The 15,195-nt window shown below is 70.8% G+C and carries 11 protein-coding genes; 7 read left to right on the top strand and 4 right to left on the bottom strand.

Features of this window, described 5'->3' with window-relative positions; translation table 11 throughout:
• The first annotated feature begins 880 nt into the window (after positions 1-880).
• Positions 881-1,699 carry an SAM-dependent methyltransferase gene (locus E6R18_RS05620; RefSeq protein WP_136315715.1) on the top strand — a complete coding sequence of 273 codons (819 nt, stop codon included), beginning with the start codon at positions 881-883 and terminating at the stop codon, positions 1,697-1,699.
• Positions 1,696-3,870, top strand: coding sequence for an EAL domain-containing protein (locus tag E6R18_RS05625; RefSeq protein WP_136315716.1), 2,175 nt, complete (start codon positions 1,696-1,698; stop codon positions 3,868-3,870). Before E6R18_RS05620 ends, E6R18_RS05625 begins: the two co-directional genes overlap by 4 nt.
• Before the next feature lie 18 nt (positions 3,871-3,888).
• Here E6R18_RS05625 and E6R18_RS05630 read toward each other — a convergent pair whose 3' ends face one another.
• Positions 3,889-4,791, bottom strand: coding sequence for a LysR substrate-binding domain-containing protein (locus E6R18_RS05630; protein WP_136315717.1), 903 nt, complete (start codon positions 4,789-4,791; stop codon positions 3,889-3,891).
• 95 nt (positions 4,792-4,886) lie between these two features.
• Here E6R18_RS05630 and E6R18_RS05635 point away from each other — a divergent pair, with 95 nt between their 5' ends.
• Genes E6R18_RS05635 through E6R18_RS05645 form a run of 3 tightly spaced genes read left to right on the top strand, consistent with a single transcriptional unit; the run spans position 4,887 to position 8,327 of the window.
• A complete protein-coding gene (locus E6R18_RS05635; RefSeq protein WP_136315718.1) occupies positions 4,887-5,594 on the top strand; it encodes a succinate dehydrogenase in 708 nt (235 codons plus the stop codon).
• A 1-nt stretch (position 5,595) separates the two neighbouring features.
• Entirely contained in the window at positions 5,596-7,545 is a 1,950-nt protein-coding gene (locus E6R18_RS05640) for a fumarate reductase/succinate dehydrogenase flavoprotein subunit (RefSeq protein ID WP_136315719.1), read from the top strand.
• The gene (locus E6R18_RS05645; protein WP_136315720.1) at positions 7,542-8,327 is read left to right on the top strand and encodes a succinate dehydrogenase/fumarate reductase iron-sulfur subunit; all 786 of its coding nucleotides are present in this window, start codon (positions 7,542-7,544) and stop codon (positions 8,325-8,327) included. The genes E6R18_RS05640 and E6R18_RS05645 overlap by 4 nt, the downstream gene beginning before the upstream one ends.
• A 69-nt stretch (positions 8,328-8,396) precedes the next feature.
• Here E6R18_RS05645 and E6R18_RS05650 read toward each other — a convergent pair whose 3' ends face one another.
• Positions 8,397-10,166, bottom strand: a complete 1,770-nt coding sequence (locus E6R18_RS05650) for a glycosyl hydrolase family 18 protein (protein WP_168712280.1) — start codon at positions 10,164-10,166, stop codon at positions 8,397-8,399.
• 249 nt (positions 10,167-10,415) lie between these two features.
• A complete protein-coding gene (locus E6R18_RS05655) occupies positions 10,416-12,839 on the bottom strand; it encodes an excinuclease ABC subunit UvrA (protein WP_136315721.1) in 2,424 nt (807 codons plus the stop codon).
• A 97-nt stretch (positions 12,840-12,936) separates the two neighbouring features.
• On the opposite strand from E6R18_RS05655, the gene E6R18_RS05660 reads away from it, so the two are divergent.
• Positions 12,937-13,425, top strand: a complete 489-nt coding sequence (locus E6R18_RS05660; RefSeq protein WP_136315722.1) for a hypothetical protein — start codon at positions 12,937-12,939, stop codon at positions 13,423-13,425.
• A gap of 63 nt (positions 13,426-13,488) precedes the next feature.
• On the opposite strand, the gene E6R18_RS05665 is transcribed toward E6R18_RS05660, so the two are convergent.
• Entirely contained in the window at positions 13,489-13,704 is a 216-nt protein-coding gene (locus E6R18_RS05665; protein WP_018523108.1) for a dodecin, read from the bottom strand.
• A 201-nt stretch (positions 13,705-13,905) separates the two neighbouring features.
• On the opposite strand from E6R18_RS05665, the gene E6R18_RS05670 reads away from it, so the two are divergent.
• Positions 13,906-15,162 carry an extracellular solute-binding protein gene (locus E6R18_RS05670; RefSeq protein ID WP_136315723.1) on the top strand — a complete coding sequence of 419 codons (1,257 nt, stop codon included), beginning with the start codon at positions 13,906-13,908 and terminating at the stop codon, positions 15,160-15,162.
• Positions 15,163-15,195 lie beyond the last annotated feature (33 nt).

Consider the following 15,195-nt stretch of genomic DNA (forward strand, 5'->3'; position numbering starts at 1 on the left):
GGGGGAGGCGGAGGGGGCGGCGGAGACGGGGGCTTGGGAGGCGGCGGCGGTGGGGGCGTGGGTTTCGGCGTGGGCGTGGGCTCGGGCCCCGCGTAGCAGCTGCCGTCACCGCTGACGGCCACGGCCGAGCCGCCGCCGTCGTCCCCGATGGACGCGTACGCGCAGCTGTCGGCGATCGCGGGAGTGGGGGCGGTCAGCTGCCAGGTGAGCGCGACAGCCGCTGCCAGCCGCCAGATGAGTGATCCGTACACGACGGGGAGCATGTTCCGGGCCGTGCGGCGGCACGCCGGACCCCTTCCGGATTCGCCTGATGGAGGGGACCTGGGGCGCGGCAGGTTTGCCGCCCGGGAAGCCGTCCCGGACCCGCCGGACGAAGGGATCGGTGGTGCGCGTGCCCATGACCACCGGGAATAGGGGTGGGTCCGCCAAGGCGTCCGTTTCCGGAAATGGCCGATTGTCGACCCTGCCGTCGGCAATGGCGTCAAAGGAGGCGTCACCGGCCGCGGGCATTCGTCACTGCCGAACAGCCGGGAGGAGCCGGAGCGGCGGGGGGCCGTCAGCCGCAACCTCGGTAACCCCTCCGGGGCATCGGGCCTGGAGGCACCAACGGCCGCGGGTCTGGGGGCACATGATGCCCGGTCGGGACCCGGTCCGATTTCGCCGGTGCGCCAAAGTAGTCCGGGAGTGAACTATTTGGCCCTTCCTGTTCACCGAATGTGACAGGCCGCGACGGGGCGGTTGCACATGCCACGGGAGTGTGACCAATAACGGACGGCTAATTTCCGTTTTCGCTCGCTCTCTTGGCGGTCGATCAGTAGCCTCTGGTCAACACTGACCATGAACATGGCCGGATCGCCGTGGCGACTTGTTGGAGACATCGATGGAGCGTCCCGCCTGGGCACCGCAAGGCATTGACATTTCGGTGCCGAGCGTGTCCCGAATGTATGACTTCTATCTGGGCGGCTCGCACAATTTCGAGGTGGACCGGGAAGCGGCCCGCAAGGCCATGGAGTTCATGCCGGGACTTCCCAAGGCCATGCAGGCGAACCGGGCCTTTATGCGCCGCGCGGTGCGCTACGCGCTCGGTGAGGGCATCAACCAGTTCCTCGACATCGGTTCCGGGATACCCACCTTCGGCAATGTCCACGAGGTCGCCCAGGGGATCGACCCCGACGCCAAGGTGGCCTACGTCGACCACGACCCGGTCGCCGTCGCGCACAGCCAGGCCGTCCTGGAGGGCAACGAGGGCGCGGTGATCGCCGCCGCCGACCTGCGCCGGCCGGCCGAGATCCTGGAGAACGCCGAGGTCGCCGAACTCCTCGACCTCGACCGCCCGGTGGCGCTGCTGCTCGTGGCCGTCCTGCACTTCATCGAGGACTCGGACGACCCGCGGTCCGCCGTCGCCGCACTCCGCGACATGCTCGCCCCCGGCAGCCTCCTCGTCGTCACCCACGCCGCCTACGAAGGCATTCCGCTGACCCGTGAGGAGGCCGGCGGCACGGTCGGGGTCTACCAGAACATCCGCAACCCGCTGGTCATGCGCACGCGCGAGGAGATCAGCAGCTTCTTCGACGGCTACGAGCTGGTCGAGCCCGGCCTCGTCGCCATGCCGCAATGGCGCCCCGACAGCCCGACCGCCCCCGAGAACGAGGACCCATACGCCTTCTCGGGCATCGCGGGAGTGGGACGCAAGGCGTGAGTATTCCCGCCCAGTCGTCCGGAGCCCCGGACGCGGCACCCGACGGCCCCGAGGACCGGCTCCGGAGGTTCGCCACCATCTGGAGCCGGGCCATCTTCCCGTCGACGGCCACCTCCCTGACCCGTCCGGAGTTCGAGCAGCATCTGCTGCCGCTGGCCCGCACGCTCAGCGACACCCTGCACGCCCGCCCGTTCGACGCGGCCGCGGCGAACCAGGTGGGCGGCGCGCTGGTCGCGGCACACTGCACGGACCCGGACGCCCTCAGCTCCACGCTCGGTGTCGTCGACTCCTACCTGGTGCTCTACTGCGGCAGCAACGGACCGGTCGCCCTGACCACCGAGGACAGCCGCTCCCGCTGCGCCCGCATCCAGCACGCGGTCGCGGCCGGCTTCACCCAGGCCCTGCGCGAACGGACGCTCGCCGAGCAGGAGGCCATCGCCCGCTCGGCGCTCACCGCCCGCTCCGACGCCGAACAGGCCCTGCACGCCACCGAGGCACGCTTCCGGGCCGTCTTCAAGGACGCGGCCATCGGGATCGGGATCGCCGACCTCGACGGCAACGTCCTGGAAGTCAACGACACCCTCACCCGGATGTTCGGCGGCCTGGAGAACCACGTCCTCAGCCACCGCGTCAACGAGTGGGTCCACCCCGAGGACTCCCCGCAGGTCTGGAAGTTCTACAACGAGCTGGTACGCGGCGAACGCGAGCACTACCGGGTCGAGAAGGCGTACTACCGCAACGACGGCACCGTCCTGTGGACCAACCTGACGGTGTCCTTGCTGCGCGACTCCGAGGGCCGGCCCGAATACCAGCTGGCCCTGCTGGAGGACACCACCGAGCGCAGGCTGCTCAACCTGCGGCTGCGCTACGAGGCCACCCACGACGCGCTCACCGGCCTGCCCAACAGGACGCTCTTTTTCGAGCGCTTGGAGAAAGCGCTCTCAGCCGGCGACGGCAGCCGTTTCGGCCTCTGCTACCTGGACCTGGACGGATTCAAGGCGATCAACGACAGCCTCGGCCACGCCGCGGGCGACCGGCTGCTGGTCGAGGTCGCGGACCGGCTGCAGAGCTGCGCCACGGCCCCGGGCGAGATGGTGGCCCGGCTCGGCGGCGACGAGTTCGTGGCGCTGACGACGAGCTTCGACTCGGCGGCCGAGGTGGACGAACTCGCCTGCCGGATCCTCGGCGTGCTCGCCACCCCCATCCGGCTCGACGGGCGCGAGCTGACCGTCCGCGGCTCGATCGGCGTCGTCGAAGGGCCCGCCGGGGAGCGCAGCGCCGCGGAAGTGCTGCGCAGCGCCGACATCACCATGTACCGGGCCAAGTCGGCGGGCGGCAACCGCTTCGAGCTGGCCGACGCCGAGGCGGACGCCCGCGCCATCACCCGGCACGGCCTGACCACGGCCCTGCCGGCCGCCCTGGAACGCGGCGAGTTCTTCATCGAGTACCAGCCGCTGGTCCACCTCGGCGACGGTACGGTGCACGGCGCGGAGGCGCTGGTGCGCTGGTGCCATCCCCAGCACGGGGTGCTCGGGCCCGACCGGTTCATCGCGCTGGCCGAGCACACCGGGCTGATCGTGCCGCTCGGCCGCTGGGTGCTGGAGGAGTCGGTCCGCCAGGCCAACTTCTGGCAGGAGCGGCACGCCGACGGCGGCCCGCTGCGCATCAACGTCAACCTCTCGCCGGCCCAGCTGCACCACCCGCAGCTGGTCGCGGAGACCATCGACGTCCTGGAACGCTCCGGGCTCGAAGCGGGCGCGCTCTGCCTGGAGGTCACCGAGTCGGCACTCATCGGGGCCGACGAGGACCTGTTGAAACCGCTGCGCCAGCTGGCCGAGATGGGCGTCGACATCGCGCTGGACGACTTCGGCACCGGGTACTCCAACCTCGCGAACCTGCGGCGGCTTCCGGTGAGCGTGCTGAAGCTGGACCGCTCCTTCACCCAGGGGATGCAGCACCATCCGGCGGACCCGGTGGACCTCAAGATCGTCGAGGGGATCGTGTCGCTCGCGCACAGCCTCGACCTGGCCGTGACGGTGGAGGGCGTGGAGACCGGCGCCCAGGCCGAGCAGCTGCGGCAGCTGGGCTGCGACACCGCGCAGGGCTGGTACTACGCGCGCCCGGGCGCCCCGGACCGCATCCACTCCCTGCTGCTGGCCGACGCGGTGTGAGCCGGGCGGGCGGACACCTCACGAGGATGCCGTGTCCGCCCGGCCGGCCAGCAGGACCCGCTGCAGTTCGCGGGCCGCGCGCGGCGGGGCCACGTCGCTGCGGTGCGCCAGCGCGATCGTGCGGCGCAGCCCCGGCCTGGCCAGCGGGGTCGCGCTCAGGCCCACGCCGGCCCGGGTGGCGACCATGCTCGGGACCACCGCGATGCCCAGGCCCGCGCGGACGAAGCCGAGCACCGCGTCCATCTCGCCGCCCTCCACCGTGAACGACGGCTCGAAGCCCTCGGCCCGGCAGGCGGCCACCGTCAGCTCCCGCAGGTCGTAGCCGTGCCGGAACATCACCAGCGGCTCGCCCTCCAGGTCCGTGATCCGGACCCGGCCACCCCGCCCGGGTCGGGGGCGGTGCGCCGACGAGACGACCACCAGGTCCTCCTGGAGCAGTTCGACCGTGGTCAGCGCCGGTGACGCGGCCGGCAGCGGCAGCACCACCAGGGCCAGGTCGAGCGCGCCGCGCGCCAGCTCCCGTACCAGGTCGTGCGAGCCGCCCTCCTCCAGCAGCAGCTGGATGCCGGGGTGCAGGTCGTGGAAAGCGCGCAGCACTTCGGGCAGCAGGCCCGTGCAGACACTGGGCGTCGCGCCCAGCCTGACCCGGCCGCGCCGCAGCTGGGCCAGCTCCTGCACCTCGTGCCGCGCGGTGTCGGCGTCGGCCAGGATGCGCCGGGCGAGCGGCAGCAGCGCCTCGCCCGCGTCCGTGAGCGTGATGTTCCCGCGCGCCCGGCTGAACAGCTCGGCGCCCAGCTCATTTTCCAGGGCCCTGATCTGCTGGGAGAGCGAGGGCTGCGAAACGTGCACCTCCTCGGCGGCGCGGGTGAAGTGCCGGGCCTCGGCGACGGCCACGAAATAGGTCAGCTGCTGGAACTGCATCACCCCACGCTACCGCGTTGCATAGGTGGATCCTATGGACATGAGCCATTCCATGTCTTGGACTGATCGGGCCCTTCGCCCCTAGCGTCGTGTCCATGGCATTGGCAACCCGGACGGACCGACGACCGTCCATGACGCGCACGCTCTGGGGCTCGACCGTCGGCAAGAAGGCGATCATGGCCGCGAGCGGTCTGGTCATGCTCCTCTACCTGGTCGTCCACATGATCGGCAACCTGAAGATCTTCTTCGGGGCCGACGAGTTCAACGGCTACGCGCACTGGCTGCGGGTGATGGGCGAGCCGTTCCTGCACCACGAATGGGCGCTGTGGATCGTGCGCGTGGTGCTCGTCGCCGCCGTGGTGCTGCACGCGGTCTCCGCGTACCAGCTCAGCCGGCGCGACCTCAGGGCGCGGCCCAGCCGCTACGTGCACAAGAGGCCGCGCGCGAGCTACGCCACCCGCACCATGCGCTACGGCGGCGTCATCCTCGGGCTGTTCATCGTCTGGCACGTCCTGGATCTGACGACCGGCACCGTGCACTCCGGCGGCTTCCAGTCCGGCCACCCGTACCAGAACGTCATCGACACCTTCTCCACCTGGTACGGCGACGTCATCTACATCGTCGCGATGCTCGCCCTCGGACTCCACGTCCAGCACGGCTTCTGGAGCGCCGCGCAGACCCTCGGCGCCGGCCGCGCGAGCCGCGACCGCGTCCTGAAGACCCTCGCCAATGTCCTCGCGCTGGTGCTGACGGTGGGCTTCGTCTCCGTACCCGTCGCCGTCATGACCGGAGTGGTGAGCTGACATGAACGACTACACGCACTACACGACCGGTGAACCCGTCGCCGACACCAAGGCGCCCGCCGGCCCCGTGGCCGAGCGCTGGGACACCCGCCGCTTCCAGGCCAAGCTGGTCAACCCCGCCAACCGCCGCAAGCACACCGTCATCGTCGTCGGCACCGGCCTCGCAGGCGGCTCGGCCGGCGCGACGCTGGCCGAACAGGGCTATCACGTCGTCCAGTTCTGCTTCCAGGACTCGCCCCGCCGGGCCCACTCCGTCGCCGCCCAGGGCGGCATCAACGCGGCCAAGAACTACCGCAACGACGGCGACTCGGTCCACCGGCTCTTCTACGACACCGTCAAGGGCGGCGACTTCCGCGCCCGCGAGTCCAACGTGCACCGGCTCGCCCAGATCTCCGTCGAGATCATCGACCAGTGCGTGGCCCAGGGCGTCCCCTTCGCCCGCGAGTACGGCGGCCTCCTCGACAACCGCTCCTTCGGCGGCGTCCAGGTCTCCCGCACCTTCTACGCCCGCGGCCAGACCGGACAGCAACTGCTCCTCGGCGCCTACCAGGCGCTGTCCCGGCAGATCGCCGCGGGCAACGTCGAGCTGCACCCCCGTACGGAGATGCTCGACCTGATCGTCGTCGGCGGAAAGGCCCGAGGCATCGTCGCCCGCGACCTCGTCACCGGGCGGATCAGCAGCTACTTCGCCGACGCCGTGGTCCTGGCCAGCGGCGGCTACGGCAACGTCTTCTACCTGTCGACCAACGCGATGAACTCCAACGCCACCGCCATCTGGCGGGCCCACCGGCGCGGCGCCTACTTCGCGAACCCCTGCTTCACCCAGATCCACCCCACCTGCATCCCGCGCACCGGCGACCACCAGTCCAAGCTGACCCTGATGAGCGAGTCGCTGCGCAACGACGGCCGCATCTGGGTACCGAAGGCCGAGGGCGACACCCGCCCCGCGGCCGAGATCCCCGAGGACGAGCGCGACTACTACCTGGAGCGCGTCTACCCCGCCTTCGGCAACCTGGTGCCCCGCGACATCGCCTCCCGCGCCGCGAAGAACGTCTGCGACGAGGGGCGCGGCGTCGGGCCCGGCGGCCAGGGCGTCTACCTGGACTTCGCCGAGGCCATCGGGCGGATGGGCCGGGCGAAGGTCGAGGAGAAGTACGGCAACCTCTTCGACATGTACGCGCGGATCACCGCGGAGAACCCGTACGAGACGCCGATGCGGATCTACCCGGCCGTGCACTACACGATGGGCGGGCTCTGGGTCGACTACGACCTCCAGACCACCATCCCCGGCCTGTTCGCGATCGGCGAGGCCAACTTCTCCGACCACGGCGCCAACCGGCTCGGCGCCTCCGCGCTGATGCAGGGCCTCGCCGACGGCTACTTCGTCCTGCCCTCCACCATCAACGACTACCTCGCCCGCAACCCCCGGCAGGAGGAGGTCGACGCCTCGCACCCCTGCGTCCAGGAGGCCGTCGCCGAGACCGAGGACCGGCTCAGCCTGCTCCTCGCCGTCGACGGCGACCGCACGCCCGACTCCTTCCACCGGGAGATCGGCGAACTCATGTGGGAGTACTGCGGCATGGCCCGCACCCAGGAGGGTCTGCGCACCGCGCTCGCCCGCATCCCGCTGATCCGCGAGGAGTTCTGGCGCCGCATCAAGGTGCCCGGCACCGGCGAGGAGTTCAACCAGTCGCTGGAGAAGGCCAACCGCGTCGTCGACTACCTGGAGCTCGCCGAGCTCATGTGCCTCGACGCCCTGCACCGCGCCGAGTCCTGCGGCGGCCACTTCCGCGAGGAGTCCCAGACCCCGGACGGCGAGGCCGCCCGCCGCGACGAGGAGTTCTCCTACGGCGCCGCCTGGGAGTTCACCGGCACCGGCGACGCCCCCGTCCTGCACAAGGAAGACCTCGTCTTCGAGTACGTCCACCCCACCCAGCGGAGCTACGCATGAAGCTCACCCTGCGCGTCTGGCGCCAGAAGAACGCCGACGCACCCGGCGCCATGTCCACCTACCAGGTGGACGGCATCTCGCAGGACATGTCGTTCCTGGAGATGCTCGACACCCTCAACGAGGAGCTGATCCTCGCCGGTGACGACCCCGTCGCCTTCGACCACGACTGCCGCGAGGGCATCTGCGGCGCGTGCAGCCTCGTCATCAACGGCGACGCCCACGGCCCCAATGGGGTCTCCCCTGCTCGAGCGGATTCGAGCGCTTGGGGAAGCACCACCACCTGCCAGCTCCACATGCGCGCCTTCCACGACGGCGACACCATCGACATCGAACCCTGGCGCGCCTCGGCCTTCCCGGTCGTCAAGGACCTGGTCGTGGACCGCTCCGCCTTCGACCGGATCATCCAGGCCGGCGGCTACATCTCGGCCCCGACCGGTACGGCCCCCGACGCGCACGCCACGCCCGTGCCCAAGCCGGACGCCGACTTCGCCTTCGAGCACGCCGAGTGCATCGGCTGCGGCGCCTGTGTCGCGGCCTGCCCGAACGGTTCGGCGATGCTCTTCACCTCGGCGAAGGTCAACCACCTGAACGTGCTGCCGCAGGGCGCCCCCGAGCGCGAGACCCGGGTGCTGGACATGGTGGAGCAGATGGACAGCGAGGGCTTCGGCGGCTGCACGCTCACCGGCGAGTGCGCCACCGCGTGCCCGAAGGGCATCCCACTGCCGTCGATCTCGGCCATGAACAAGGAGTGGCTGCGGGCCACCCGCAAGGCGCGCCGCTGAGCCGCCGCACGCCTTCGGGCCCCGGAGGCCGCCCGCCGCCGGGGCCCGAAGGCCACTACGCGTGCCGGGTCAGGACTTGGTGACGGAGAGGTCGTCGCCGTAGACCGTGCCCTGTCCGTACCAGCCGTGCAGGTAGACCGTCACCGAGCCGCTGGAACCGGTGGTGAAGGACACCGACTGCTTGGTGTAGCCATTCGACAGGCCCCAGGTGCTCGCCGTCGCGCCGCCCCGGACACCGAGGTAGGCGTAGTTCCCCTGCACGTAACCCTGAAGCGTGTACGTGGTGTTGGGGGAGAGGGTGAGCGTCTGCGCGCACTCGCCGGTCTGCGACGCGGTGGCCGCGACCGCGAGCGCGTGCGAACCGCCGTGCACCGGCGAGGAGACGACCGCGCCACCGGACTCACAGGTCCAGGGGCCCAGCGCACCGGTCTCGAAGTCGCCGTTGACGAGCGATCCCGTGCCGCCGCCGGCACCGGGCACCGTCAGGGTGAACGACGCCGAGTGGCTGAGCGTGCCGGAGGTGCCGGTGACCGTGACGGTGTACGTGCCCGGGGCGGCCGACGCCGAGGCGTTGAGCGTCAGCGTCGAGGAGCCGCCCGCCGTGACCGAGGTCGGGCTGAGCGCCGCGGTCACCCCGGCCGGGGCGCCGCTCGTGGTCAGCGCGACCGTCTTGGCGGCGCCGGAGGTCACCGCGGTCTTCACGGTGGCGGTGGCCGACTTGCCCGGCTCGACCGTCGCCGACGAGGGGGTGACGGCCACCGAGTAGTCGTCGGTCACCGGACCGCTGCCGCCGCTCGTGAACGGGGCGAAGGTGTGGCTGAAGTACCAGGTGTCCTGCGCGATGCCGGAGCAGGTGTCGCTCCCGCCGGTGCCGGGGCAGCCGCCGTTGTCGCGCTGGAGCGCCCAGAACGACAGGGTGCCGACGCCCTTGGAGACGGCCCAGTCGTAGACGGTGGGCGCGTTGGCCGTGGTGAAGGTCTCGGCCGGCCCGTAGTCGTCGATGCCGGGCATCTCGATGATGCCCGTCATGCCCCACAGCTGGGCCTCGGTCTTCGACGGGTACAGCGAGGCCAGCTGGCCCTTCAGGCCGGTGATGGCCGTCTGGGTGTCCTTGGCCATGTCGTGCGAGGCGCCGTCGTAGTAGTCGAACGTCATGAGGTTCACGACATCGACCTTGGTGCCGTTGGAGACCGCGTTCCGCAGCACCGCGAGACCGCTGTCGGCGAGGCCCCGGGTGGTGGTCGGCAGGGTGTACGAGATCTGCACCGAACGCCCGTTGGCGGCGGCCCAGTCCTGGACCTTCTTGAGCGCCTTGTTGCGGCGGTCGATCCCGGCGCTGTTGTCCAGCGAGTTGTCCTCGATGTCCATGTCGAGGCGGGACACGTCGTAGGTCGTGATGACCTTCTCGTACGCGGCGGCGATCGAGTCGACGTTCGTGCAGCTGTCGGCGATCTCGGTGCCGGTGTTGTCGGCGGTGTAGCCGCCGAACGAGGGGATCACGTCGCCGCCGCGCGAGCGGATCGTGGTGAAGTCGGCGCCGAACTCGGACTGGGCGATCGGCGTGCTCGAATCACCGTTCCAGTACGGGGTGCAGGAACCGCGGGACTCCGTCTGGATGAAGGCCATGGTCAGGTACTTGGCTCCGGACGCCTGCGAGAGCGCGGCCGGGCTGTCCCCGTTCCACGCCTCGAAGTACGGCGCGAAGACATGGGCGGGCAGGGGAGTGGCGGCGGTGGTGGCGGCCTGCGCGCCGGCGCCTGATCCGAGGACCAGACCTGCGGACGCGACGGCGGTGGCCAAGGCGCTCAGGACGGCGCCGACTGTTCTTGGACGTCTCATGGGGCAGCTCCCAGCGGGGTGGGACAACGGGCGGATGCACGGCTCGGCCGCACCCGGTGAGGGGCGCGGCCGCGTTCCTGTGATTCCCGGCCGGGGGTCACATGCCGCACGGCGACGAACAGCCGTGGGGCATGCCCATAATTGGTATGGACCAGCTAACTGTCAACGTTCTTTACTGTTTCATTCCCCGAAAGCCGTTCTCGGAGCCAACCCATGCGGCAAATAGGTGAGTTGGAGACGGTTGAGGGCTCAGCCGAGACGAAGGGCCGCCCGCAGGTACCCGGCCGTCCGGCTCTCCGGCGCCCGGGCCACCTCCACCGGCGGCCCCGCCGCCACGATCCGGCCGCCCCGGTCGCCGCCGCCCGGACCCAGATCGATCACCCAGTCGGCGCCCGCGACCACGGCCATGTCGTGCTCCACGACCACCACGGTGCCGCCCGAGTCGACCAGCCCGTGCAACTGCCGCGTCAGCACCTCGACATCGGCCGGATGCAGCCCCGTCGTCGGCTCGTCCAGCAGATACAGGGTGCGGCCCCGGCGGGCCCGCTGGAGCTCCGCCGCCAGCTTGATCCGCTGCGCCTCACCGCCGGACAGCTCCGTCGCCGGCTGCCCGAGCCGCAGATAGCCGAGCCCCACGTCCAGCAGCGTTCCCAGGCTGCGCGCGGCGGCCGGCGTGTCCGCGAAGAACGCCGCCGCCGACTCCACCGTCAGATCGAGCACCGACGCGATGTCCAGCCCCCGCAGCGTGACGTCCAGCGTCTCGGGGTTGTACCGCGCGCCGTGACAGTCCGGGCAGGGCGCGTACGTACTCGGCAGGAACAGCAGCTCCACCGAGACGAACCCCTCGCCCTGGCACGTCTCGCACCGCCCGCCCGGCACATTGAACGAGAACCGCCCCGCCCGGTAGCCGCGTTCACGGGCCTCGGGCGTCTGCGCGAACAGCTTGCGCACCACGTCGAACAGCCCGGTGTACGTGGCCAGGTTGGAACGGGGCGTACGCCCGATCGGCCGCTGGTCCACCTGCACCAGCCGGTCCACCGCGTCCAGCCCCTCGGTCCGGGCGCACCCCGCCACCTGCCGGTCCGGCCCGGCCTCCTCGGCACCGGCGGCCCGCCGGTCGGCCGGCGCGCCCGCCAGCACCTGCCCCACCAGCGTCGACTTGCCGGAGCCGGACACCCCGGTGACCGCCGTGAACACCCCGAGCGGGAACGCCGCGTCCACCCCGCGCACGTTGTGCCGCTCCACCCCGTGCAGCCGCAGCCACCCCGAGGGCGCGCGCACCTCACGCGCGGGGGCGGGCGCCTCGTCGAAGAGGAAGCGCCGGGTGGCGGACTCCGCGACGCCGGCGAGATCGGCCGGCGGGCCGCTGTGCAGCACCCGGCCCCCGTGCTCACCGGCCAGCGGCCCCACATCCACCAGCCAGTCCGCCCGCCGCACCACGTCCATCTGGTGCTCCACCACGAAGACCGAGTTCCCGGCCTCCTTCAGCCGCCCCAGCACCGCGAGCAGCGACTCGGTGTCCGCCGGGTGCAGGCCGGCGGACGGCTCGTCCAGGACGTACACCACGCCGAAGAGGCCCGACCGCAGCTGGGTCGCGAGCCGCAGCCGCTGGAGCTCGCCGGAGGAGAGCGTGGGAGCCGTGCGGTCCAGGCTCAGATAGCCGAGCCCGAGCTCGGTGACCGTCCCGATCCGGGCCAGCAGATCCGCCGTCAGCACCCGGGCGGTCTCCCCGCCGCCCGCCGCCGCGAGCACACCGGCGAGTTCGGTGAGCGCGAGCCCCGCCAGCTGCGCGATCGTACGGCCCGCGAAGGTGACCGCCAGGGCCTCCGGCCGCAGCCGGCTGCCCTCGCAGGCCGGGCAGGGCTCACTGGTCAGGAAGCGCTCGGCCTTCGCCCGCAGCGTGGCGCTCCTGGAATCGGCGAAGGTGTGCGTCACATAGCGGCGCGCGCTCATGTACGTGCCCTGGTAGGGGCGTTGGATGCGGCCCGCCTCGCGCACCGGGTGGACGGCCACCACCGGCTGCTCGTCGGTGAACAGGATCCACTCCCGGTCCGCCGGGTCGAGCGCGCGCCACGGCCGGTCCACGTCGTACCCGAGGGCGTCCAGCACGTCGCGCAGGTTCTTGCCCTGCCAGGCGCCCGGCCAGGCGGCGATCGCCCCCTCCCGGATCGACAGGCCCGGGTCCGGGACCAGCAGCTCCTCACTGGTGCGGTGGACCCGCCCCAGGCCGTGGCAGCGAGGACAGGCCCCGGCGGCGGTGTTGGGGGAGAACGCGTCCGAGTCGAGCCGCTGGGCGCCCGCCGGATAGTCCCCGGCCCGGGAGAACAGCATCCGCAGCGAGTTGGACAGCGTGGTCACCGTGCCCACGGAGGACCGGGCCCCGGGCGCCGACCTGCGCTGCTCCAGTGAGACGGCGGGCGGCAGCCCGGTGATCTCCCCGACCGCGGGGGCGCCGACCTGGTGGATCAGCCGCCGGGCGTACGGGGCGACGGACTCGAAGTAGCGGCGCTGGGCCTCCGCGTAGATCGTCCCGAAGGCCAGCGAGGACTTGCCCGAACCGGAGACGCCGGTGAAGACGGTGAGGGTGTCGCGGGGGATGTCGACGTCGACGTCGCGCAGATTGTGCTCACGGGCGCCGCGGACCCGGACGTACGGATCGTGGGGGGAGGACATGGGGGAGGAAGTCTCCGTACGCTCGGTATCGAACTGTTCGTGCCAGGCGGTGCCGCGCCGGTTCGCCGGACACCCGGCCGCTTGGTTTGCTGGCCGCATGCGCAACGACGCCCGGCCCCTGGCCGTATTCGATCTCGACGGTACGCTCGCCGACACCGCCCACCGCCAGCACCATCTGGAGGGCCGCAGCCGGGACTGGGCCCGGTTCTTCGCCGCGGCGGTGGACGACCCGCCGCTGGCCGAGGGGGTGCGGCTGGCGCTGAGCAGCGCGAAGGAGTGCGAGGTCGTCTACCTCACCGGGCGGCCCGAGCGGTGCCGCAGGGACACCGTGGCGTGGCTGGCGCGGCAGGGGCTGCCCGAGGGGCGGCTGCACATGCGGCGCGACGACGACCGCCGGCCGGCCCGCCGGACCAAGCTGGAGATTCTTCAGCGGCTCGGCCGCGACCGTACGGTACGAATGCTGGTGGACGACGACGAGCTGGTCTGCGACGCGGCCGAACTGGCCGGATTCACCGTGGTGCGCGCCCGCTGGACGCCGGCCTCGCCCGCGCTGAAGGACGCGCAGGAGCGCGAGGGACGTACCTGATCCGGCCAGGTGCGCCGCATCGGCCCGCCCGTGCACACCCCGCCCGTGCACACCCCGCTCGCGTCACTGCGGGTCGTCGAGGCGGAAGCCCACTTTCAGGCCCACCTGGTAATGCGCGATTCGGCCATCCTCGATCTGGCCGCGCACCTGGGTGATCTCGAACCAGTCGAGATTGTGCAACGTTTCCGAGGCTCTTGCGACGCCGTTGCGGATGGCCTCGTCCACGCCCTCCTGGGAGGTTCCTACGATTTCGGTGACGCGGTACGTGTGATTCGTCATGGTATGTCTCCTCTCGTCCTTACCAAGGTGCCCTACCTCGGCCCGGTTCGCGAGGGGTCGCGGAGGTTTCGGATGTCCGGAACGGCCCTTGACCAAAGTATTGGTCCATACCAAACTCCAGCCACGCCCGTGCGAGCGCAGCCCGCAGTCCCCCACACCGGGTCCGCAATTTCGTCCTGCCGTTCCGCAGAAGGTGACTCCGTGAAAAACCGCATGCTCGTCGGAGCTGTTGCCCTGATTTCCACTGTTGCGCTGGGCGGGTGCGGCATGATCCCCGGATCGGGCGGCTCCGGCAGCAAGAAGGTAACGATCTGGCTGATGAAGGACAGCGTTACCGCCGACTTCCTGGACCGCTTCAAGAAGTCGTACGAAGACGAGCACTCATCGGTCGAGCTGGAATTCAAGATCCAGGAATGGGGTGGCATCGGCCCGAAGGTCCTGGAGGCTTTGGGCGGCAAGGACACGCCCGATGTCATCGAGGTCGGCAACACCCAGGTCGCCCAGTACGCCGAGAGCGGCAACCTCCGCGACCTGACCCTGGAATCCATGCGTGACCTGGGAAGCGAGGACTGGCTGCCCGGTCTCGCCGAGCCGGGCAGCATCGGCGGCGTCCAGTACGGAATCCCGTGGTACGCGGCCAACCGCGTGGTGATCTACAACAAGGACCTCTTCGAGGACGCGGGCATCAAGAACCCGCCGAAGACGCGCGCCGAGTGGATCGCGGACAGCGAGAAACTCAACCAGGACGGAAACCAGGGCATGTATCTGCCGGGGCAGAACTGGTATGTGCTCGCCGGGTTCATCTGGGACGAGGGCGGGGAACTCGCCACCGACAAGGAAGGCGACTGGGAGGGCACTCTCGACAGCCCGGCCGCGCTCAAGGGCATGGCGTTCTATTCCCAACTCCAGGGGCTGGGCGAGGGACCCAAGGACGCCGACGAGGAAAAGCCCCCGCAGGCCGACGTGTTCGCCAAGGGCAATGTCGCCCAGATCATCTCCACCCCCAGCAGTGTGACGCTGATCGAGAAGAAGAACCCCGAACTCAAGGGAAAGCTGGGCTACTTCCCCATCCCGGGCAAGACCTCGAAGGCGCCCGGCTCGGTGTTCACCGGCGGCTCCGACCTGATCATCCCGCAGAAGGCGAGCCAGCGCGGCGCGGGGTACGAGGTGATCAAGGCGCTGGCCGGCGCCAAGTGGCAGGAGGAACTGGCCAAGACCATGAGCTACGTGCCCAACAAGCCCGCCCTCGCCCACGTCATCGAGGGCGAGGAGAGCACCGCCGCGATGGCCGAGGGCGCGACCCGCGGCCACGCCACCCCGAACTCCTCGCAGTGGGCCGCGGTCGAGGCCGACAACCCGATCAAGCCCTACATGACGGCGGTCCTCCAGGGCGGGGACCCGGTGACCGAGGCGAAGGACGCCTCCGAGAAGATCACCGCGGCGCTCGCCGGCAGCTGACCGGGCGGCTCTGGGCCGGACCGCAACGGCCGG

This window comes from Streptomyces sp. A1277 (assembly GCF_004795015.1).
Lineage (GTDB): Bacteria > Actinomycetota > Actinomycetes > Streptomycetales > Streptomycetaceae > Streptomyces.